Source organism: Pseudomonas floridensis (assembly GCF_002087235.1).
Lineage (GTDB): Bacteria > Pseudomonadota > Gammaproteobacteria > Pseudomonadales > Pseudomonadaceae > Aquipseudomonas > Aquipseudomonas floridensis.
The window spans coordinates 47,707-67,374 of record NZ_MUIO01000071.1; the positions used below are offsets into that span (position 1 = coordinate 47,707).

Sequence of the window (19,668 nt, forward strand, 5' to 3'; positions counted from 1 at the left end):
ACTTCTTCTCTCTTCGATGACGCTGCCATGTAGCGGCTTTGCATCAAGGCTACCTGCATTTCCTTGAGGGCTGGATCTGTATTCGACGAACACTCCATCGTGGCTCGTGCACGAATCGTCTGGCGATTGAACTTGATGTATCAACCATTGAACTGCTTACGAGCGAAGGAGCATCAACATGAACATGAACATGAACATGAACAATCAACCGAACATTGATGAACTGGCTCGTCTGTTTGCCGCCCGCAAAGATACCCTCGATAACCACATTGCATGGATCTCGAATGCCGGCGAAGTGCGCGTAGACCCCATGACTCCGCATACTCAGGAAGACGAATTCCGTGACGCCCATCCCGAACTGCGTGCCGCGCTGGGCATGTACCGTCGGGGACTGGGGTATGTCGGCAAGAAAGCTGCCGCCGACCGGGCTTTCATGGAAAGCGTATTGCTTGAACTGAAGAACGAATGGCAGAACAGCCGTCGTCATGCCCATAGCCGGGTAGCTTGATACTGTCTCGTTGTCCTGACTGAGTCGTCACTTCAGCCGCCATCAACTATCGAACATGCCTGTTTCTGCACTGATAGCGGGAGCAGGCACAGTATCCATGAGTCGCTCAACAGCCTGCGGCTTCAGGTAAATCTGCCGTTTTACCTTCCACGCTTGTATATGATTACCCGGACACCTTTGCCGCGTGGTTGCCTTGGTTGACAGGGTCGGCCGTTCGCAATTGCGCGTCGCGTTTTTCCATTTTGCAATTCGAACCTTGGGGCAGAGGGCCTGACTGTCGTCGGTGTGCCAATTTTTCTGTGTTGGGTGTGCACCTTTTGTGTCGGGTTTGATAACTGACTGTTTCAATGTTGAAAAAAAATCTTGTCTTATTGTTGTACAAAACGATTTCAGTGGTATAGATTTTTACCCATGAGTCAGCGTGTATGGCGCTGTTTTTGCCGGTTTCGGTATAGACCACACCGCTGACTCTTCAGAATTTCTCCCGCGGGTCTCATGCTCACGGGTACTGCCCGAGACTCACAATGGTTACGCCGAGAGGGTTGTTGGTCGTGCTGTTGCTGATCAGTGGCGGTGCTCAGGCCAGTTGGCGTGAAGCGCTGCCGAACGCCCAGGTCCTGGGAACTGGCGAACTTACCCTGTTTGGATTCCGCATCTATTCAGCCCGGCTGCTCAGCCCCGTTAAACCGTTCGCCGCGAATGCGCCTCTGGCGCTCGAACTCACCTACCATCGCGCCATCGAGCGGGAAGATCTGGTCGATGCCAGCATCGATGAGATCAAGCGTATCTCAGGCCCGGCCGTAACCGGAGCGCAGCTCGACACTTGGCGACAGCACATGAATCAGTCGTTCGTCGACGTGCAGCCGGGCATGAAAATCACGGGGGTCTATCTGCCTGGGCGCGAAGCCCGTTTCTACGTGGGTGAAAAGCTGCAGCACGTGGTCCCGGACAGCGCGTTCGCCAAGGCCTTCTTTTCGATCTGGCTGGACCCCAAAACCCGCAACCCTGAACTCAGAAGCGAGTTGCTGGGCAACGCGGGATCTTGATCAATCACGGAGGGCTCATGTTCAGAAAATGGTTGCTAATGCTCTGCCTGGGATCGGTTCTTGGCGGCTGCGGCGCAATTCAGGTCAGCCAGTACAGCCAGGAAAAACCCAAGCTCGACCTGCGTGAATATTTCACCGGTCGAGTCGATGCGTGGGGCATGTTCCAAAAGCGTTCAGGTGAAGTCACCAAGCGTTTTCATGTGGTCATCAATGGCCACAGCGAAGGCGAGGTGCTGGTGATGCATGAGGCGTTCAGCTATAGCGACGGCACCCAGCAAGTGCGCGAGTGGCGGTTGCGACCGGACGGGCCGGGGCGCTGGAAGGGAACTGCAGGGGATGTGGTCGGACAAGCCAGCGGCGAAGTGGCGGGCAACAGCTTCCACTGGCGCTACGTGTTGAGGTTGCCGGTGGATGACACGGTGTATGACGTGAGTCTGGACGACTGGATGTACCTGATCGACGAACAGACCATGGCCAATCGATCCTCGATGACCAAGCTTGGCGTGGAAGTGGGGCAGATCACCTTGTTCTTCCGCAAGCAGGGCAAGTAACCGGTTCTAGCCGCCGGTCATGTTCATGAAGCGCACGACCTGCACGCCGTCGTCGTGGGTGAAGTTATGGCTCCACGGTTTGATCTGCATGGCGTCGATGATCGCCTTTTCCAGCTTGTGCGGTTGCCCGGGATTGGCGCGCAGTACCGATTTGAGGTCCACCGAGTGCTCGTTGCCAAGGCACAGCAGCAAGCGGCCTTCAACAGTCAGGCGCACCCGGTTGCAAGTGCCGCAGAAGTTGTGGCTGTGGGGCGAAATGAAACCGATGCGGATGCCCGGTGCCTCGGCCAGACGCCAGTAACGCGAAGGGCCCTGTGTTGAATCGGTCGAAGGGACCAGCGTGTAGCGTTCGGCAATACGCTCGCGGACCTGATCACTGGAACAGAACGTTTCGGCACGGCTGTGCTCACTGATGATGCCCAGCGGCATTTCTTCGATGAACGACACATCCAGGTTGCGATCGATGGCAAAGGCCAGCAGATCGTTGATTTCGTGATCGTTCCGGCCTTGCATCACTACGCAGTTGAGTTTGGTGTGAGTGAAACCCGCCGCGTTCGCAGCGTCGATCCCGGCGATGACCTTGTTCAGGTCGCCGGTGCGGGTCAGCTCGCGGAAGCGTTGCGGATCCAGGCTGTCGAGGCTGATGTTCAACCGCGTCACACCCGCCTTGAACAGCGGTCCAGCCAGTTTGTCCAGTTGCGAGCCGTTGGTGGTCATGCACAGTTCGCGCAGGCCGGGCAGGGCGGCGATGCGCTCACACAGGCCGACCACGCCAGTGCGCACCAGCGGTTCACCGCCGGTCAGGCGAATCTTGCGGGTGCCCAGCGCCACGAAACGCTCGGCAACCTGAAGGATTTCCTCCAGCGAAAGAATTTGTTGCCGAGGCAGAAATGTCATCTCTTCGGCCATGCAGTACACGCAGCGAAAATCGCACCGGTCGGTCACCGACATGCGCAGATAATCGACTTTGCGGGCAAAGCGGTCCATCAGGACGGGTTCGGACATTTCACCTTCTTACGTGATCATTCAACGGGCTGGCAGTCCGGGTTTGGACGACAGCGCATTGAAGGAGTTTGATTTTTCTCGAATTGCGCGACACCGGCGCCTGGATTCAACGCCATGGTGGATAACGACATAGTAGCCACCGGCGGCGAGTATTGCACTGGCTTCATGCCATCCACGCTACCGAGTCGAAATGCCGCAGTCCAATCGCTTGTTCCAATGGTCTGATCGACTTGCTCTATGGAGTCCGGCCCCGCTCGTTCAGGGTTCCGATTGAGCGCCTGAGCTGCGTTCATAACGCTCCAGCAACGGCTGGATACTGATGCCGTGTAGCAGAATACTTAACGCCACCACCGAAAGCGTCATGCCGATCACCAGGTGTCCCACCTCTGGCGACAATCCGTGAGACAAGGCGAAGCACAGGTAATAAAGGCTGCCGATCCCGCGAATGCCGAACCAGCCCACCAGCGCTTTCTGCCGGTTGTTGAGCAGGCGTTTGCTGATCAGCAGCCACACCCCCAAAGGCCGGATGATGCAGAACAGCGCGAGTCCCAGGCCGATGGCGCGCCAGTCCCAGTAAATGGCCAGGGCGGCACCCAGCAGGGTGATCAACAGCACTTCCATCGCCCGCTCGACCAGACTGCCGAATGCCAGCATGTCGCCCATCATCACGCCAGCGGCCAGCTGCGAATCACTCAGTTCTTCGGCTTCGGCCACCGTGCCGCGTTCCAGGGACGCCGTCATATGGCCCAGCACCGGTTGGGCAACATGCTCCGAAGGCACTTCGGAGCGGGTGACCCGAGCCTCTGCCCGACGCAAACCGACCCCGGCGGCGAACACCGAGAGAAAGCCGAATGCATCGACGCTCTGCGCCACTACGTATGACAGCGCGATCAGCGCCAGCGCCAGGTAATCATTGGGCGATGAGGTGCTGTCAGCGTTGCGGATACGCAGGAAAATCATCAGGTGCCCGACGCCTCGACCCATGCCGTAGCCGATCAGCAGCCCGGCCGGAACGGCCCAGACCAGATGCTTGAAAAACCAGAGCTGCATCCAGTCGGTGGTGGTCTCGCCCGAACTCAGGTACAGCAAGGCGAAGATGACGAACGGAAAGGCGGTGCCATCGTTCAGGCCCGCTTCGCCAGACAGCCCGAAGCGCAGACGATCCTGATCCTGAGCGTTGTTGACCTGCACCATGCCGGCCAGGACCGGGTCGGTGGGCGAGAGCATCGCGCCCAGCAGTAGCGCGATTCCCCACGACAGACCGAACAGGTAATGCGCTGCGACACTGACGCCAGCGATGGTCGCCAGCATTACCGGTCCGGCCAGCCAGTAGGCCGAATGCCAGGCCTTGCCGCGCAACGGCAGGCGCAGCTTGATGCCGGTGCTGAACAACGAAAACAGCACCGCGACTTCGGTCAGGCGCTCCAGCCATTCATAGGCGTCCTTGAAATCCAGATCCAGGACGCCTAGGCCCATCGGGCCGATGCCAAAGCCGAACGCCAGACACACCGCCGAGGTCGTGACCGGCATCCAGCGCAGATAGGAAGACGTCAATGCCAATAGCATCAACAGCGCGCCAAGCACGCTCATGCAGACGATGAAACTCATAGTGGGAGGGCCGCCGTTAAAGCGCCTTGAAAAGAGGGCGTAATCTTGGGACTGCATTTAGGGGAAATAAGTTGAAATAATTTGGCCACAAATAGATGAACGCGGTTCTTTCATGCATTCGTCTTGCCGACGTGCTCGCGCAAGAGCGCAGCCCTGCGTATCCGCGAGCGCAGGCTCTCAAGCAGCGCGAGACACGTCTTGAAGCTCAGTTGCCTAAATCTCTGTACGTGCAGTAGCTGCGCTTGGTGACGCTGCGTTAAAACAGGCTCGGTTACGACCAGTAGACGCCGCTTCCTTGCCCGTTTGCCTTGCCTGACCTACAGAGCCTAGCGCTCGATGCTGCGGCTCCAGCGCGCATTCCATTGCGGGCGGATCTGATTGACCTGATCCCAATCGATCGTCACCGCCGTCTCCAGGTACGTGTTCATGGCTTGGACCTGGCCGCGCGTCTTGTCGGTGGTCGGGGTGTTCGGGTTGGACGGGATCTGATCACCGAACTCCAGCGCCGGAGCCTGCGCTTCGGGCGTCAGCAGGTAGGCGGCGAGTTTCTGCGCGAGTTCCGGCTGGGTGTTATTGGCGATGGTGCATTCAGCCACGTTCAATACCACCCCACCTTCCTTGGGCGATGCGTACTCCACCGGAACGCCCTTGATCTTCAAGGCAGTCACTTGGGTCGGCGTGAGCGGGAACACCGCGGCGTCGTCGGTCTGGACCATTTCGGAGATTTTGGCCGAGCTGGCGATGTACTCCAGCACGTTGGGACCGACGGTTTTCGGCCAGGCCTTGAAGCCCGGCTCGACGTCTTTCTCGCTGCCGCCCTGGATACGATTGAACATCAGGAAGCCGTGCAGGCCGAAGGTCGAAGACGCCAGCGACTGGAAGACCACTTTGTCCTTGAAGCGTTTATCCGCCAGGTCCATCCAGGACGTCGGTGCATTCCAGCCCTGTTCCTTGAACATCCGGGTGTTGTAGGCCAGGCCGGTCACGCCGAGACTGACGGCCGCCGCCTGTTCCTTGATCTTCGCCTTGGCGGGCAGGTCGTTCAGGCCGGGGCTCGGCTGCAGGCTGTCGCAAAGGCCCATGGAAATCGCCCGGTACATGATGCCGTCGTCGAGAAACATCACGTGCATCTGCGGGTTGTCCTTGCTGGCCTGAACCTTGGCGAGAATGTCCGCTGAAGTGCCCGGCACGATCACTACTTTTACACCGTTGGCTTTTTCGAAGGCGGGCAGCACCTGATCGGCGTAGAGGCGCTCCATGGTGCCGCCGTTCATGCCCAGATAGAGCGTGGTCTCGGCGCTGGCCGGCATGGACGCGAGCAACGCGCTCAGCGGCAGGACTGACAGGCTGGTGAGGGCGACACGTTTGGCGATGTTCATAAGGGCGACCTTCCTCTGTTCAATGGGATGACGTTCGATACGGGTTCTGGTGCGGTGCGGGGTGTGACGGCGGGGGTTGACTCGGTGGGCGGCGTTGTTCGTCCAGTCTGAAATCGGCCGATCGAAAAGGCATCGAGCGCGATCGTCGAGCGACCGGTGCAGACCCATTCGGCCAGCGCTTCGCCTGCCGCCGGACCGATTTGAAAACCGGCGCCGGCGAAACCGAAGCCGTGCAGCAATCCGGGCTGCGCAAGGCTTGGGCCGAGCACCGGCTCGCGGTCCGGCAGATAACCTTCGGTGCCGCTCCAGGTGCGAATCGCCTGAGCACCTTTGAGCGGCGGATACAGTTCGACGGCATTGCGCAGGATGTCGAGCACTGCCGCCTGACCGGGCCTGGCGCGAGCCGGATCCAGAGCGAAACCCTGACCACCGCCCAGCACGCAGTTGCCGCGTGCCACCTGACGCGCATAGATGCCGCCGCCTTCGACGCCGGTGCTGACGTCCATGAACAGGGGCAGCGGTTCGGTCACCAGCATGGCCGGGTGCCCCGAATACATCGGCACCGGCTCGTTGAACTGCGCCGCCAGTTGGCCGGCCCAGGCGCCCGCGCAGTTGAGCAGCCAGGGTGCCCGCAGTTTCAGGCCGTTGGCGGTCTCGACGATAAACGCCTGGCCATCGTGGCTGACCTGCGTGACCCGCGCCTGCTCGAAGAGCTGCGCACCTGCGCGGCGAGCGGCTCGGGCGAAGGCAGGCGAAACCAGGCGCGGATTGGCATGCCCGTCGTCCGCGCACAATGACGCGCCGACGGCCACATCGCCCGCCCAGGGATAACGGGCGCGCAGTTGGGCCCGGTCCAGTAACTGCAAATCGAGTCCGAAACCCTGACTGGCCTGCGCGTAGGTGCGCAATGCGTCCATGTCCTGTTCGCTGCGGGCCAGTTTCAGATGCCCCGAGCGCAGATATTCACCGTCGGTGCCGATCAGGTCGTGCAGACGGCCCCAGATTTGATGCGCACGCTGGGACAGCGGCAGTTGTGACAGCGGGCGACCCTGGCGGCGGACGCCGCCGTAGTTGACGCCGCTAGAATGCGAACCGCAGAAGTCGCGCTCCAGCAAGGCAACGCGTTGCCCTTTCTGCGCCAGAGCCAGCGCCGCCGAGGTGCCGACAATGCCGCCGCCGATGATCAGCGCGTCGGTTTCGATGACCGCGCTCATGCCTGTGTCTCCACACCAAACGGGATCGGCTTGATAGGGGACTGTCCGCGCAGCCGACCGACCTGCTGCACCGGGCGACCGCTCTCGCAGGCAATCAGCTCGGCCGCCGCCAGACTGCACATCCGGCCCTGACAGCGGCCCATGCCGACCCGGCACATGGCCTTGACGCGATTGATTTCCCAATGCCCGTCCTGCACCGTGCGGCGGATATCACCCGCGCTGACGTCCTCGCACCGGCATATCAAGGTTTCATCCGGCACCCTGGCGGCCCAGTCCTCCGGAAACGGGAATGCGGTCTCCAGGCCATGACGGAAACGTTCGATGCGCTGCAACCGGCGTTTCAAGAGATGGATGCGACGCTCGTCAACCGCTCGGCCGCCGTCTTGCAACAGGCTGAGTGCGGCCAGTTCCCCGGCCATTTCGGCGGCATCGGCCCCCATGATCCCCGCACCATCGCCTGCCAGATAAACCTGCGACACACTGCTGCGTCCGGCATCGTCGCGTCTCGGCAGCCATGCGCGGTTCAACGGGCTCCAGTCGAAGGTACAGCCCAGCAGGTCAGCCAGTTGCGTTTCGCTGCGCAAGGCGTGGGCGAACGCAACGGCGTCACACCCCAACTGCGCCACACGGCCGTTGCGCTGCCACTGCACACCGGTAACGCGCTGCTGCCCCTCGACGAGCGTCAGTTGCGCATTTTGATGCACGGCAATGCCGTGAGCGGTCAGCCAGGCACGGTAATAGAGGCCTTTGGCGAGGGTTACAGGCTGGCCTAGCAAGGCGGGCAGGGCTCGGCATTGGGCGGAGAAGGGCGCGCTGTCCAGCACGGCCAGCACCTTGGCACCGGCTTTGGCATATTGATAGGCGACGAGGTACAGAAGTGGCCCGCTGCCACAGAACACCACGCGTTCGCCAATGGCGCAGCCCTGATATTTCAAGGCGATCTGCGCCGCTCCCAGGCTATACACGCCAGGCAGCGTCCAGCCGGGCACCGGCAGAATGCGGTCAGTGGCGCCAGTGGCGACAATCAGATGAGTGTAATCGACGTGACCGACGCAACCATCGTGCAGGGTGTCGAGGCGACCTTGTTCTGCGCTCCAGACCAGGGTTTGCGGTCGATAGTCGATGCGGGTTGCCAGCGCGTCGAGGCTCTGATGCACCGCAACCGCTCTGGAGGCCTCGAAGCCATAGAGTGATTTGGCCGAGCGCTGAAAATTTTCAGGCTGCTGCCGGTAGATCTGGCCGCCACCGCGCTGCGCCTCATCGATCAGGCAGGCTTTCACGCCATGTGCAAGCAGTGTCTGCGCGGCCCGGATGCCCGCAGGGCCTGCGCCAATGACCACGACCTTTTGCTCGCTCATGGCTGACTCATCGTTCATGGTCGCTCTCCCGCAACATCCGCCGCCCCGGCTCGCGACTGACCACCTGACCGGCTTCGAGCAGCGTCGAGCAGGCCCGCACCCGTTGACCGTCGCCCAGCCTCACCCAGCAATCCTGGCACGCGCCCATCATGCAGAAGCCTGCTCTGGGTTCGGCACTGAAATCGCTGCCCCGCAAATGCTCGCTGGCCGTCAAGACCGCGGTCAGCAGGGTGTCGCCGAGCAAGCCGCTGGCCGGTTGGCCATCGAGGGTAAAAAGCAGGGCCGGGCGATCGCGCTCGACCAGTCGTTTAAGCAGTGCCATAGGTGTGCTCCGGGCCCAGGATTAATGTTTGCCGACCAGCACGCGATCCAGTCCGTAAACGCGGTCGAGCAGGATCATGGTGGCTGCGGTCAGGGCAATGACCAGTGCCGACACGGCCGCCATCATCGGATCGATGGATTCGGTGGCGTAGACGTACATGCGCACAGGCAAGGTCTGGGTGGCTGGCGACGTGACGAAGATCGACAGCGTGACCTCGTCGAAACTGTTGATGAACGCCAGCAGCCAGCCCCCCGCGACGCCGGGCAGGATCATGGGCAGGGTGATCTGGCGGAACAACGTGAAGCGGCTGGCGCCCAGTGATTGCGCTGCGTGTTCGGCGCTGCGATCAATGCCGATGGCGGCTGCCAGCACCAGACGCAGCACATAAGGCGTAATCACCAGAACATGGGCGAAGATCAACCAGGTGAAGCTGCCGTTGACGCCCATCAAGGCGAACAGGCGCAGCATCGCCACGCCCAACACCAGATGCGGAATGATGATCGGTGAGAGGAACAGCGCATTGAAAAAGTTGCGTCCGGGAAAGGTATGCCGGGTGATCGCCAATGCAGCGGGCACCGCAATCAGCGTCGCCAATGTGGCCGAAACGAATGCCAGAATCAGGCTGTTATAGAACGAGTCGATAAAGTCGGCGCGCTCGAACACAGCCTTGAACCAACGCAACGAGAAATCCGTGGTGGGCAGGCTCAGGGTGTTCTCGGGCGTGAACGCCACCAGACACACCACCACCAGCGGCGCCATCATGAACACCACGACCAACGCATGAAACGACAGGGCCAGCGGACCGTTCTTGGACATGGATCATTCCCCCAGGGATTTCTTGTATCGACCTTCGATCATGCGGTTCCATGACAGCATCACCAGCAGGTTCACCAGCAGCAGCGCCACTGCCAGGGTCGCGCCCATCGGCCAGTTGAGTTCCGACAGGTACTGGTCGTAGATCACTGTCGCGACCATTTTCAGGCGACGTCCGCCGAGCAGGCCGGGAATGGCGAACGAGCTGGCGGCCAGGCCGAAGACGATCAGCGAGCCGGAGAGCACGCCGGGCATGACCTGCGGCAGCACGATCAGGCGCATCACTTTCGCCTGACTGGCACATAGGGACAGCGCGGCCTGTTCGGCAGTAGGGTCGAGCTTCTGCAGTGAGGTCCAGACCGGAATGATCATGAACGGCAGCATCACGTGCACCAGCGCAATGATCACCGCGAACGGGGTATACAGCAGCTTTACCGGGCGCCCGCCCATGGCCTGTAACGCCTGATTGACCAGACCGTCCGCGCCCAGCAACAGGCTCCAGCCGAAGGCCCTGACCACCACTGAAATCAGCAGCGGCGTGAGGATTAGAATCAGAAACACCGAGCGCCACGGTGTACCCATCCGGCTCAGGATGTAGGCTTCCGGCACACCGATTACGACGCACAGCAGGGTGACCAGCGCACTGATCCAGAAAGTGCGCAGGAAGATCTCGTAGAAGTAACCGTCAGTGAGCACCGCGCCATAATTGGCCAGCGTGTAGCTGTCGCTTTTCACGCCGACTTCATAGTCGAACACGTTGAACGACAACAGCAGCGTCAGGCCCAGCGGCAGTATCAACAGGCCGATGTAAAGCGCCAGTGCCGGTGCGGACAGCCAGTAGCCACGCCCGCCCTGACGCATGGCGGTCAGCAGGCTCATGCGCGCACCTCATCGGCTTCCAGCACGCGCAGCAGCTCCGACGGCCAGTCCAGGCCGACGGCAGCGCCTTGCTCCAGCGGTGGCTGACCGTCATTGCGGCGTACCACGGTCAATTCGCCGACACCGGTCTGAATGCTGTACAGCCATTGGCTGCCCAGGAAATAACGCGTGAGGATTCGGCCTGACAGGCGACCACAACCGGGTTCGACCAGATCGATCTTTTCCGGACGCAGGCTGAGGGTCAGCACACCGTCGCCCGGCAATTGACGAATCTGCGGCGTGCCGTTGTCGTCCAGATCGCCGGGCAGCATATTGGCCTTTCCGACGAAACCGGAGATAAAGCGCGTGCGCGGGTGTTCGTAGAGTTTGTACGGCTCGTCGATTTGCGTAATGCGCCCCGCCTGCATGACCACCACCCGATCACTGATCGACAGCGCCTCGGCCTGATCGTGGGTCACCATGAGCGTGGTGATGCCCACTTCGTTTTGAATGCGACGAATCTCGAACTGCATTTCTTCACGCAGGTTGGCATCCAGGTTCGACAGCGGCTCATCGAGCAGCAACACCGGTGGTTCGATGACCAGCGCGCGGGCCAGCGCCACACGCTGTCGCTGGCCGCCGGACAACTCACGCGGATAACGCTCGGCATGCTGATCGAGGCGCACCAGCTTCAGCACCTTGCTGACCCGGTTGCGGATATCGGTGGCTGATACTTTGCGCATGCGCAGACCGAACGCCACATTGTCGGCGACGGTCATGTGCGGAAACAGCGCGTAGCTCTGGAACACCACGCCCAGGCCGCGACTGCTGGGTTTGGCGTGAGTGATGTCACGTCCGTCGAGCACGATGCGCCCGTCACTTACGTCGACGAAACCCGCGATCATCTGCAAGGTGGTGGTTTTGCCACAGCCGGACGGGCCAAGCAGCGAGACGAACTCGCCCTTGTCCACGTTCAAGTGTGTGGCAACCACGGCGTCAATCGAGCCGTAGCGTTTGGAAAGACCTTCTAGCTGCAGAAATGCCATGCCTGCTTCCACCTTGGGTGCATGCGCGCCAAAGGCACGCGTTGTCGTGGGCAGATGCGAAGTGAAGTCATGCAGCGCTGGACGTTGGTGCTCGCTCTGAGTCGGCTACCGATGATTGTTCAAATCGCCCCTGTGGACTGAGAGTAGGACGAAGACTAGGATGCACTCAATCGACAATTTCACTGAACAACATCTTTTTTAAGATTCATTCGTTAAATGAAAAAAATTATGAAAAATAATGGCGAAAATTCCATTCAACGGAATCTCGAGTCGAAGGATGTCGGCGTAGGCGCCGTTTCACGGCTATTCGCGGTGCTGCGCTGCCTGGGCGAGTGCGATGAAGGCGGCGAACGGGTGACCCAACTCGCGCAGCGCATCGGATTGTCCCAGCCCACCACACACCGCTTGTTGCGCAGCCTGATGGACGAAGGCATGGTCGAGCAGGATGCGCTCAGCAAACGCTATCGACTGAGCATCGAGTTCTTTGCGCTGGCCGCCCGAGCCGGCAACACCGGGAACCTGCGTGACGTGGTCCGGCCCAGCATGCTGCGTCTGTCCGCATCGCTGGGCGACTCGCTGTTTCTGCTGGCGCGTAGCGGTTTTGATGCCATCTGCCTGGATCGTAGCGAAGGGCCATATCCGATTCGCACGTTCACCGGTGACATCGGCGGGCGCGTGGCGTTGGGGGTCGGGCAGGGCAGCCTGGCCATCCTCGCGTTCCTGCCCGAGGACGAGCGCGAAACCGTCATCGCTTACAACCTGCCGCGCCTGAAGGATTTCCACCTTTATGACGAGGTGTTTCTGCGCTCGGAAGTCGAGAATGTGCGGCGTCTGGGCTACGCCGCTCGCAACACTGGCGCATTGCCCGGTATGGCGGGGCTGGCCGTGCCGATCCTTGACCGTAACGGGCGTGCGGTCGCAGCGCTCAGTGTGGCCACTATCACTGATCGCTTGGGTCCGGACCGTCTGACGACGGTGGTCGAAATGCTCAAGCGTGAAGCCACCACTATCAGCGCCCGCATCAACCCCTTCGATCCCGCCCTGCGGCGTCCCAGCCAGGTCTTCGGGCAAGCGGACTAGCTGGCCGCGGTTGCACCTCGCACAGCCTGACCGCGATTATCGCCGGTGCTGTGCTGGCGTGTGTCGACCGCTTGCTCAGGCCCAGCCTGACCGACTCAAGCCTTCGACCTTGAACACCAGCGCCTTCAAACCGCCGTCCTCTCGTGCATCCGGAAACTCCGGAGGGTTTTCCAGGCGTCGCTCGAAGCGCAGACAAGGCGCTTCGATGGCGGTGTGCTCGATCAGGAAGTCCGGTCCCACTGCAGGGTCATTCATGCAGGCCAGCACCAGACCTTCTTCGGTCAGCAACTCCGGCAGACGGCGCAGGACGCGCTGGTAATCCTTGTCGAGCATGAAGCTGCCTTTCTGGAAGGACGGCGGGTCGATGATGATCATGTCGTAAGGACCGGAACGCGTGACTTTGGCCCATGACTTGAACAGGTCGTGACCCAAGAACGTCACGCGGCTCAAATCATGCTCGTTGAGACGATGATTTTCCCGCCCGCGATTGAGCGCCGCGCGTGCCATGTCCAGATTGACGACGTGGTCTGCGCCTCCGGCAATGGCGGCGACCGAAAAACCGCAGGTATAGGCGAACAGATTGAGGATCCGCTTGCCCTTGGCCTGGGCCTGCACCCATTCGCGCCCGTAGCGCATGTCCAGAAACAGTCCACTGTTCTGCTTCTTGCCGAAATCGACCCTGTAGCGAAGGCCGTTTTCGCTGATCACCCACTCATCGGCCACTTCACCCGTCAGCCATTGGGTCGTGCTTTGCGGCAGATAGCGGTGCTGCAACAACAGGGTGTGCGCCTGGCTCTGCAACCATTGAGGTGTCTCGATCAGGCCCGTCAGTAGCTGATCGAGCTGCGCAAGCTCCAATTCCTGCGGCGCCTTGAACAGCGACACCAGCACCACGCCCTGCATCCAGTCCACCGTGATGTGCTCAAGACCCGGCCACACGCGGCCACGGCCATGGAACAGGCGGCGGGTTTCAGTCGGGACATCGCTCAGGGCGGTGAACAGGTGCTGTTGCAGGAGGGCGAGCGCTTCAGGAGTCATGAACGGGATCGGTTAGAAAAAGGCGGCGTATGGTAAACCTATTTTCGTCCGCGTGAATCCACGGCGTCCGCTTTGGTGTGCAGGGGCTCAGCGCGGCATGTAAAGGCGTTGCCAACGATGAGGAATGGCCACGGAGACCAGCCCCAGCAACGCGCACAGTGCGCCACTGACCAGTAACGCGTTCAGCCCCAGGCGGCGTTCGATCAGTGCGCCGATGATCGCGCCGATGAACATGCCAGTCCAGGGGATCAACTGACCGCGCCAGGCAGTGCCTCGTTCGCCCAGCAACCAGCGCCCCAGGCCGCGACCGAACCGGGACAATGCGCCGGTCACATAGGTCAGGCCCACTGCCTGGCCATTGACCTGTTCGACGGCGGCATTGAGCATGCCCATGGCCAGGATCGCCCACACCAGTGCCAGCAGATTGTTCTCCATGGGCCACGCGGCTGCGGCACACAGCAGGGTTGCGATGCTGAGCAACAACGGCAAAGCCCGGCGATTGCCCAGGCGGGCAATGACGATACCCAGCGCATTACCGGCGATGAACACCAGGATCGCCAGCGTCAGTCGAGCAATGACACCGCCATCGGCTTCGCTCAGCGCAACGGCCAGGCGCGTGGTGTTGCCGCTCATGAAGGACACGAAGTCACCTGTGGCCATGAAACCGATGGCGTCGGTCATGCCGGCCAGCACCGAAAGGCTGGCTGCCAGTGTCATACCGACCCGGTTGCGCCGCTTCTGCAGCGCCAGATATCGGGCGCGGTTGTGAGTCAACGCTGACGGCATCGGCAGCTCTCTGAACCAGTAAGGCTGATGGGGGACCGGGCTTGCAGATCACCGCTTCAAGGCAGTTTGGCGCGCACGATGCGTTTGGCCTTGACCTCGTCTGCGTAGGCCTTGAGCTGATCGGCATCGCTGTAGAGGCGATTGACCATCTGGAGAATGGCCGTCACATCCACCTCTTTCATCTGGGAGGCAAGCTTGAGAATTTCGTCTGCGGTGGTTTCAAGGTTGGTGGCCGTGCCCTTGAGGTGCTTTTTCAGCTCCTGGGTCGACTTGTTGAGCGCCATGGGGTGTCCTGTAAGAAATCGTTGAATTCCATACCCTGAGCATGGCTTTTTCTGACCCGACACGCAATCCGACAAACGAAGGTGATCATGCCTGATGGCTATCAGGCATCGCACCCGGACGTACTCAAGCGTCGCGAGTCAGCACTTCCAGCAGTTCTATCTCAAAGTTCAGATCTGAACCCGGCTGAATGTGAGCGCCCATTTTCCGGTCACCGTAAGCGAGGTGGGCAGGCACGAACAGCGTGCGACGGCCGCCGACTTTCATGCCCATCAAGCCCAGGTCCCAGCCTTTGATGACGCGTCCGGTGCCAATCACGCACTGAAACGGCTTGCCCCGCTGGTGGGAGGAGTCGAAGACTGTCCCGTCCGCAAGGGTTCCAGTGTAATGGGTCGTGATCAAAGCACCTTTGACCACTTCTTTGCCTTCTCCGATCTGCAGATCGGTCACCTGTAATTCATTGCTCATTGCCGGATTCCCCCACTGAGTGTGCGGGCTGCTTTCTCGCAGAAAACCCGGTATCTGACAAGTCATGAAACGCAAACGGGGAAGCCTCAGCTTCCCCGTTCGTGGTGGGATTCGTGCCTGCTTACAAGTTTTGCGAGCTGACCACCATTGCCTGAGCGATGTTGGCCTTTTGCTCCTGAGTGAAACCGTCCCAGACGTTGACCTTGGCGTAGTAGCCCAGGCCGGCCAGGCAATAAAGGCTCAGGGTCAGAATGATGAAGACCGATACGAAGGTCCAGCGGCCCTCGTCGTTTTCGCGGGTGAATTCACGCGACTCGCTGTTGTGCGATCCACGCGACAGCAGACCGGACGACAAACGTTTGAACCATTGGAACAGGTGAACGACAACAATACGCAGCATGGGAAGAGATCCTCAAATGTCAAATAACGGGTCGGCCGCGACGCCTGTGGTGGCTGTGTCCAGCGTCGGGCACAAAAGCTGAAAACGAAAAAAGCCCGTCTATGACGGGCTTCTTTTTTATGATTCTTGTCAGTATCGGTCGAACTCGAAGCGGGGCAGCGGCCTGTTTTCGACTTCGAGCATCGATGAAGTTATGGCAACATTTTAAAACAATTGATCATTCACAGCCACCGCGTACAAGGTGTTGTCAGACAACTGGTCGTGAATCCGGGTGCGACATAACGTCGCCGTCCAAGGGAGGACCAAGAGGGAGCTGCCCATTTTCCGGTCAATTCTTGTAATACTTAATCGGCGAGCTAAACCGATCTGTGTATTGTAGGATCATCGCCCGTATCAAATTTCAGGACCGTATGAACACCCTCCAGGAACCTCCGAGTCGTTTTCCTTCATCAGCGTCAGGCTGGCCGCCGATATGCACATCCCGCGGCGTAGCGTCTCAATCAAGCCTTGCTTCCTCCTTCCTTGTGCGCTCCACCTCTGCCAACGACCTTTCAGTTGCTCCGGATACCCTGCGTCTTCCGGCTATGAATCACTGTGTCTGGCTGAACGCATCGCCGGTTAATGCCCAACTTCCTGTTCGAGAGGCTGAATAATTCCCATGGAATGGATTGCTGACCCCACGGCCTGGCTTGGCCTGTTGACCCTGATCGTTCTGGAACTGGTGCTGGGTATCGATAACCTGGTGTTCATCGCCATCCTTGCCGACAAGTTGCCGCCCGCGCAGCGTGACAAAGCCCGAGTGATCGGCCTCTCGCTGGCCCTGATCATGCGTTTGGGCCTGCTGGCCAGTATCTCGTGGATGGTGACGCTGACCGAACCGCTGTTCGAGCTGTTCGGCAAGACGTTCTCCGGCCGTGACCTGATCATGCTGTTCGGCGGCGTGTTCCTGCTGTTCAAGGCCACCATGGAACTGCACGAGCGGCTCGAAGGCCACGTCAGCCAGAAGTCCGCCAATGCCGGTTATGCGCTGTTCTGGCCGATCGTGGCGCAGATTGTGGTGCTGGATGCCGTGTTCTCGCTGGATGCCGTGATCACTGCGGTGGGCATGGTCGAACACCTGTCGGTGATGATGATCGCCGTGATCTTCTCCATCGGCCTGATGATGATCGCCAGCAAACCGCTGACCAAGTTCGTCAACAGTCGTCCTACAGTAATCATGCTGTGCCTGGGCTTCCTGATGATGATCGGCTTCAGCCTGACCGCAGAAGGTTTGGGTTTCCATATTCCAAAAGGCTATCTGTACGCGGCAATCGGCTTCTCGATCCTGATCGAGGTGTTTAACCAGATTGCTCGCAAGCGCAGCAAGAAATCTGCGCATGGCCATCTGCCGCGTCGTGAGCGGGCAGCACATGCCGTCATGCGTCTGCTGGGTGGTCGCAAGCTGGAGTCGGGCGATGTCGATGAAGAAATCATCGACATGATGGAAGGCGAGAGCACCGAGCCGGTGTTCGATCGACGCGAGCGCGTGATGATCAGCGGCGTTCTGCAATTGGCGGAGCGGCCGATCCGCACGGTCATGACGCCCCGCGCCGAAATCGATTACATCGATCTGAGTGACGACGCGGACAAGATCCGTCTGAAACTCATGCATTCATCGTATTCGCGCCTGCCGTTGATCGGCGAGGGCGGCATCGATGAGCCGTTGGGCTTCGTTCACAAGAAGGAGCTGCTCAAGGAGCTGCTGTCCGGTAATGAGCCTGACCTGAAGCTGCTGTCGCGTAAGGCCATCAACCTGCTGGAAAACTTCACCATCCTCAATGCGCTGGAGCAGATGCGCAAGGAATCGACCCACATCGCGTTCGTGGTCAATGAGTTCGGTGATTTTATCGGTGTGCTGAGCATGACCGATATTCTGGAATCGATTGCTGGCGAGTTGCCTGACGCCAGTGAGGTAGAGGGCCCTGATATCGTGGCGCAAGGTGATGATTTCCTTGTCTCGGGTGCGCTGAACCTGAGCCTGATCCGCGAGCGGACCGGATTCCAGGCCAAGGCCACCGACGATTATCAGACCTTGGCCGGGCTGGTCATGAGCCTGCTTGATCGCCTGCCGACCATGGGGGACAGTCTCCAGTGGCAAGGTTGGGATCTGAAAGTGGTCGGTGTCGAAGAACGCCGCGTTACCCGCGTGTTGCTGCAACGGCAACCCGAGGCTGCAATGGGTAAATAGCGACAGCAATGGTATACAGAAAACGGGCCGAAAGGCCCGTTTTTCGTGGGCTTGCGGTTGGTCGTCCGGTCGCAACCAAGGTTTTCGAAGCGTGGTCTATTCTGCGTCAACCACGTGGCTTCACCGTGCAGTCGGCCACTTCACAACGGAGACTGCCATGACTGCTGCCTTCATCTTCAACCCCAACCTGACCTACGACGTTATCTCCAGCCGCAAGCGCTATCCGGTGTGGCGCATTCGTGAACGCAAGGTTTACGCCTACCTCGAACATGACCCGCGACGGGACTGGAGTGGCGAAATAGGCACGTTGAGCCTTGGAACGCCCCAGCGCCTGGTCGACCACGATGGACAAACCATCGCCTATATCGTGGGGACCGAAGTACGTGACACCAAAGGTCACAGGTTCTCGCTGACGGAAGTCAAGGAATGACGGGGTGAGTCATGCAGGGATAACGGCTCCCGACGAGGTTGTTGTTCAACCTGATGTGAGGGAGCCCGCAGCCGCCTGGCTGCGCTTGATGACACCGGCTACTTGCGGCGCGGACGTGATACGACCGATTCGATGTTCTTGCGGCCAATCAGCATGGGCCGCGCAGGCTCTTTGTATTCAGGTGCCTCTTCCAGCCACTTGAACATCACCAGGCAGTCCACCAGCCCCAGACGGGCATGCCGGTAAGCCTTGGGCAGGCGGCCAACCGTATCGAAACCGAGCCTGGTCCACAGGGCGACCGCCACCTCATTGCTGGCCACGACCGAGTTGAACTGCATGGCCAGAAAGCCACTGTCACGGGCCAACTGCTGAGAATGCTCACACATCAACCGCGCCACCCCACGACCACGCGCCGCTTGCGTGACCATATAGCCGCAATTGCACACATGATCGCCCGGACCTGCTGCATTCGCCTTCAGGTAATAGCTGCCCAGCAACTGACCATCCTCTTCCGCGATCAGCGTGTGCAGCGGCACCTTCATCCAAATATCCCGAGCCTGCTCGAAAGTCAGCGCGGGGTCGTAGGCGTAGGTTTCCTGAGCCGATGCGATGGAGTGAAAGGTGGGCCAGAACAGGTCGAAATCGTCTGGGGTCATGGGGCGGATGTGAATCATGCGGGGGCCTTTGGTGATGGTGTTCAGGTGCCGAATGCGACTGGAGGCACCTTATTCGTTGGATGGGGAGGGTGCAAGTTATCGTTTCCGGGCTTTTTCGTCGTATTCGGCGGCGGGGTTATCGCTGCAAGACTGTGGGTATCGCGTGGGTACGCCGCAGCAATCCGTTGATCAATGGTTATCGCCACTGATTCATTCCCTGGCCTCGCTGGCTGCCTTCTCACATTCCTCGCAACGCGGAGAGCGTCCGAGTGCCTGAGCCTGGGCCGGTACCAGTAGTTGCCCCGGTTTTTCTGTATCCGTTTCTTTTACTAACCCAGGTACCAGCGGTGATGCGCCAGAACCGATGCCTGGGTTTCCACCGGTGTTCATCATGATTCTCGGGCCGCTCACGGTCACCCCTCCGGGATCTATTTTGATGAAGCTGCCGCCAACTTTGAAGGTCAGTCCCAGACCGGCCTCAAGCACGATCTTGTCTGCGCATTTCAGGTGTATTTCCTGGCCAGTCTCTACCAGCAGCGCCTCGCCGACTTTGACATGCCGGCTTCCGCTCACTGTCAGGTGATCGTCTGCAC

Annotated in this window: 21 protein-coding genes and 1 pseudogene; 6 read left to right on the forward strand and 16 right to left on the reverse strand. The window is 60.0% G+C overall.

Annotation, left to right across the window (positions count from 1 at the left end):
- Nucleotides 1-190 precede the first annotated feature (190 nt).
- The 3 genes from BZK31_RS17490 (at nt 191) to BZK31_RS17500 (ending at nt 2,105) form a co-directional block, all read left to right on the forward strand.
- Complete coding sequence (locus BZK31_RS17490; protein WP_083184230.1) at nt 191-508, forward strand: hypothetical protein; 318 nt, start codon at nt 191-193, stop codon at nt 506-508.
- A gap of 524 nt (nt 509-1,032) precedes the next feature.
- The gene (locus BZK31_RS17495) at nt 1,033-1,554 is read left to right on the forward strand and encodes a chalcone isomerase family protein (RefSeq protein WP_083184208.1); all 522 of its coding nucleotides are present in this window, start codon (nt 1,033-1,035) and stop codon (nt 1,552-1,554) included.
- Between the two features lie 17 nt (nt 1,555-1,571).
- On the forward strand, nt 1,572-2,105 hold the full coding sequence (locus BZK31_RS17500) for a DUF3833 domain-containing protein (RefSeq protein ID WP_083184209.1): 534 nt from the start codon (nt 1,572-1,574) through the stop codon (nt 2,103-2,105).
- Nucleotides 2,106-2,111: 6 nt separating this feature from the next.
- On the opposite strand, the gene moaA is transcribed toward BZK31_RS17500, so the two are convergent.
- The 9 genes from moaA to BZK31_RS17545 form a co-directional block, all read right to left on the reverse strand.
- Nucleotides 2,112-3,110 carry a GTP 3',8-cyclase MoaA gene (moaA, locus tag BZK31_RS17505; RefSeq protein ID WP_083184210.1) on the reverse strand — a complete coding sequence of 333 codons (999 nt, stop codon included), beginning with the start codon at nt 3,108-3,110 and terminating at the stop codon, nt 2,112-2,114.
- A gap of 258 nt (nt 3,111-3,368) precedes the next feature.
- Nucleotides 3,369-4,718, reverse strand: a complete 1,350-nt coding sequence (locus BZK31_RS17510) for a cation:proton antiporter (RefSeq protein WP_083184211.1) — start codon at nt 4,716-4,718, stop codon at nt 3,369-3,371.
- Between the two features lie 326 nt (nt 4,719-5,044).
- Nucleotides 5,045-6,097 (reverse strand): ABC transporter substrate-binding protein, encoded by a 1,053-nt coding sequence (locus BZK31_RS17515; protein WP_083184212.1) that lies wholly within the window; start codon nt 6,095-6,097, stop codon nt 5,045-5,047.
- A complete protein-coding gene (locus tag BZK31_RS17520; RefSeq protein WP_083184213.1) occupies nt 6,094-7,311 on the reverse strand; it encodes an NAD(P)/FAD-dependent oxidoreductase in 1,218 nt (405 codons plus the stop codon). Before BZK31_RS17520 ends, BZK31_RS17515 begins: the two co-directional genes overlap by 4 nt.
- Nucleotides 7,308-8,669, reverse strand: a complete 1,362-nt coding sequence (locus tag BZK31_RS17525; RefSeq protein WP_083184231.1) for an FAD/NAD(P)-dependent oxidoreductase — start codon at nt 8,667-8,669, stop codon at nt 7,308-7,310. The genes BZK31_RS17520 and BZK31_RS17525 overlap by 4 nt, the downstream gene beginning before the upstream one ends.
- A gap of 7 nt (nt 8,670-8,676) precedes the next feature.
- Complete coding sequence (locus tag BZK31_RS17530; protein ID WP_083184214.1) at nt 8,677-8,991, reverse strand: (2Fe-2S)-binding protein; 315 nt, start codon at nt 8,989-8,991, stop codon at nt 8,677-8,679.
- A 21-nt stretch (nt 8,992-9,012) separates the two neighbouring features.
- Nucleotides 9,013-9,807, reverse strand: a complete 795-nt coding sequence (locus BZK31_RS17535; protein WP_083184215.1) for an ABC transporter permease — start codon at nt 9,805-9,807, stop codon at nt 9,013-9,015.
- Nucleotides 9,808-9,810: 3 nt separating this feature from the next.
- Entirely contained in the window at nt 9,811-10,683 is an 873-nt protein-coding gene (locus BZK31_RS17540) for an ABC transporter permease (RefSeq protein WP_083184216.1), read from the reverse strand.
- On the reverse strand, nt 10,680-11,708 hold the full coding sequence (locus BZK31_RS17545; RefSeq protein WP_083184217.1) for an ABC transporter ATP-binding protein: 1,029 nt from the start codon (nt 11,706-11,708) through the stop codon (nt 10,680-10,682). Before BZK31_RS17545 ends, BZK31_RS17540 begins: the two co-directional genes overlap by 4 nt.
- 228 nt (nt 11,709-11,936) lie before the next feature.
- Between BZK31_RS17545 and BZK31_RS17550 the strand changes: the two genes are divergently transcribed.
- Entirely contained in the window at nt 11,937-12,788 is an 852-nt protein-coding gene (locus BZK31_RS17550) for an IclR family transcriptional regulator (RefSeq protein WP_083184218.1), read from the forward strand.
- A 75-nt stretch (nt 12,789-12,863) separates the two neighbouring features.
- Here the strand turns inward: BZK31_RS17550 and BZK31_RS17555 are convergent, their stop codons facing one another.
- From BZK31_RS17555 to BZK31_RS17575, 5 genes are all read right to left on the reverse strand, one after another.
- The gene (locus BZK31_RS17555; RefSeq protein ID WP_083184219.1) at nt 12,864-13,826 is read right to left on the reverse strand and encodes a class I SAM-dependent methyltransferase; all 963 of its coding nucleotides are present in this window, start codon (nt 13,824-13,826) and stop codon (nt 12,864-12,866) included.
- An 87-nt stretch (nt 13,827-13,913) separates the two neighbouring features.
- On the reverse strand, nt 13,914-14,612 hold the full coding sequence (locus tag BZK31_RS17560) for a YoaK family protein (protein ID WP_102136513.1): 699 nt from the start codon (nt 14,610-14,612) through the stop codon (nt 13,914-13,916).
- A 56-nt stretch (nt 14,613-14,668) separates the two neighbouring features.
- The gene (locus BZK31_RS17565) at nt 14,669-14,896 is read right to left on the reverse strand and encodes a hypothetical protein (RefSeq protein ID WP_083184220.1); all 228 of its coding nucleotides are present in this window, start codon (nt 14,894-14,896) and stop codon (nt 14,669-14,671) included.
- A gap of 124 nt (nt 14,897-15,020) precedes the next feature.
- On the reverse strand, nt 15,021-15,362 hold the full coding sequence (locus BZK31_RS17570; protein ID WP_083184221.1) for an FKBP-type peptidyl-prolyl cis-trans isomerase: 342 nt from the start codon (nt 15,360-15,362) through the stop codon (nt 15,021-15,023).
- 121 nt (nt 15,363-15,483) lie between these two features.
- Entirely contained in the window at nt 15,484-15,762 is a 279-nt protein-coding gene (locus BZK31_RS17575; protein ID WP_083184222.1) for a hypothetical protein, read from the reverse strand.
- A gap of 658 nt (nt 15,763-16,420) precedes the next feature.
- Between BZK31_RS17575 and BZK31_RS17580 the strand changes: the two genes are divergently transcribed.
- Together BZK31_RS17580 and BZK31_RS17585 are read left to right on the forward strand one after the other, a co-directional pair.
- A complete protein-coding gene (locus tag BZK31_RS17580; protein WP_083184223.1) occupies nt 16,421-17,989 on the forward strand; it encodes a TerC family protein in 1,569 nt (522 codons plus the stop codon).
- Between the two features lie 157 nt (nt 17,990-18,146).
- Nucleotides 18,147-18,419 carry a hypothetical protein gene (locus BZK31_RS17585; RefSeq protein WP_083184224.1) on the forward strand — a complete coding sequence of 91 codons (273 nt, stop codon included), beginning with the start codon at nt 18,147-18,149 and terminating at the stop codon, nt 18,417-18,419.
- A 98-nt stretch (nt 18,420-18,517) separates the two neighbouring features.
- Here BZK31_RS17585 and BZK31_RS17590 read toward each other — a convergent pair whose 3' ends face one another.
- Entirely contained in the window at nt 18,518-19,093 is a 576-nt protein-coding gene (locus BZK31_RS17590) for a GNAT family N-acetyltransferase (RefSeq protein ID WP_083184225.1), read from the reverse strand.
- A 192-nt stretch (nt 19,094-19,285) separates the two neighbouring features.
- A pseudogene (locus BZK31_RS17595) lies at nt 19,286-19,668 on the reverse strand (DUF2345 domain-containing protein); the annotation flags it as partial.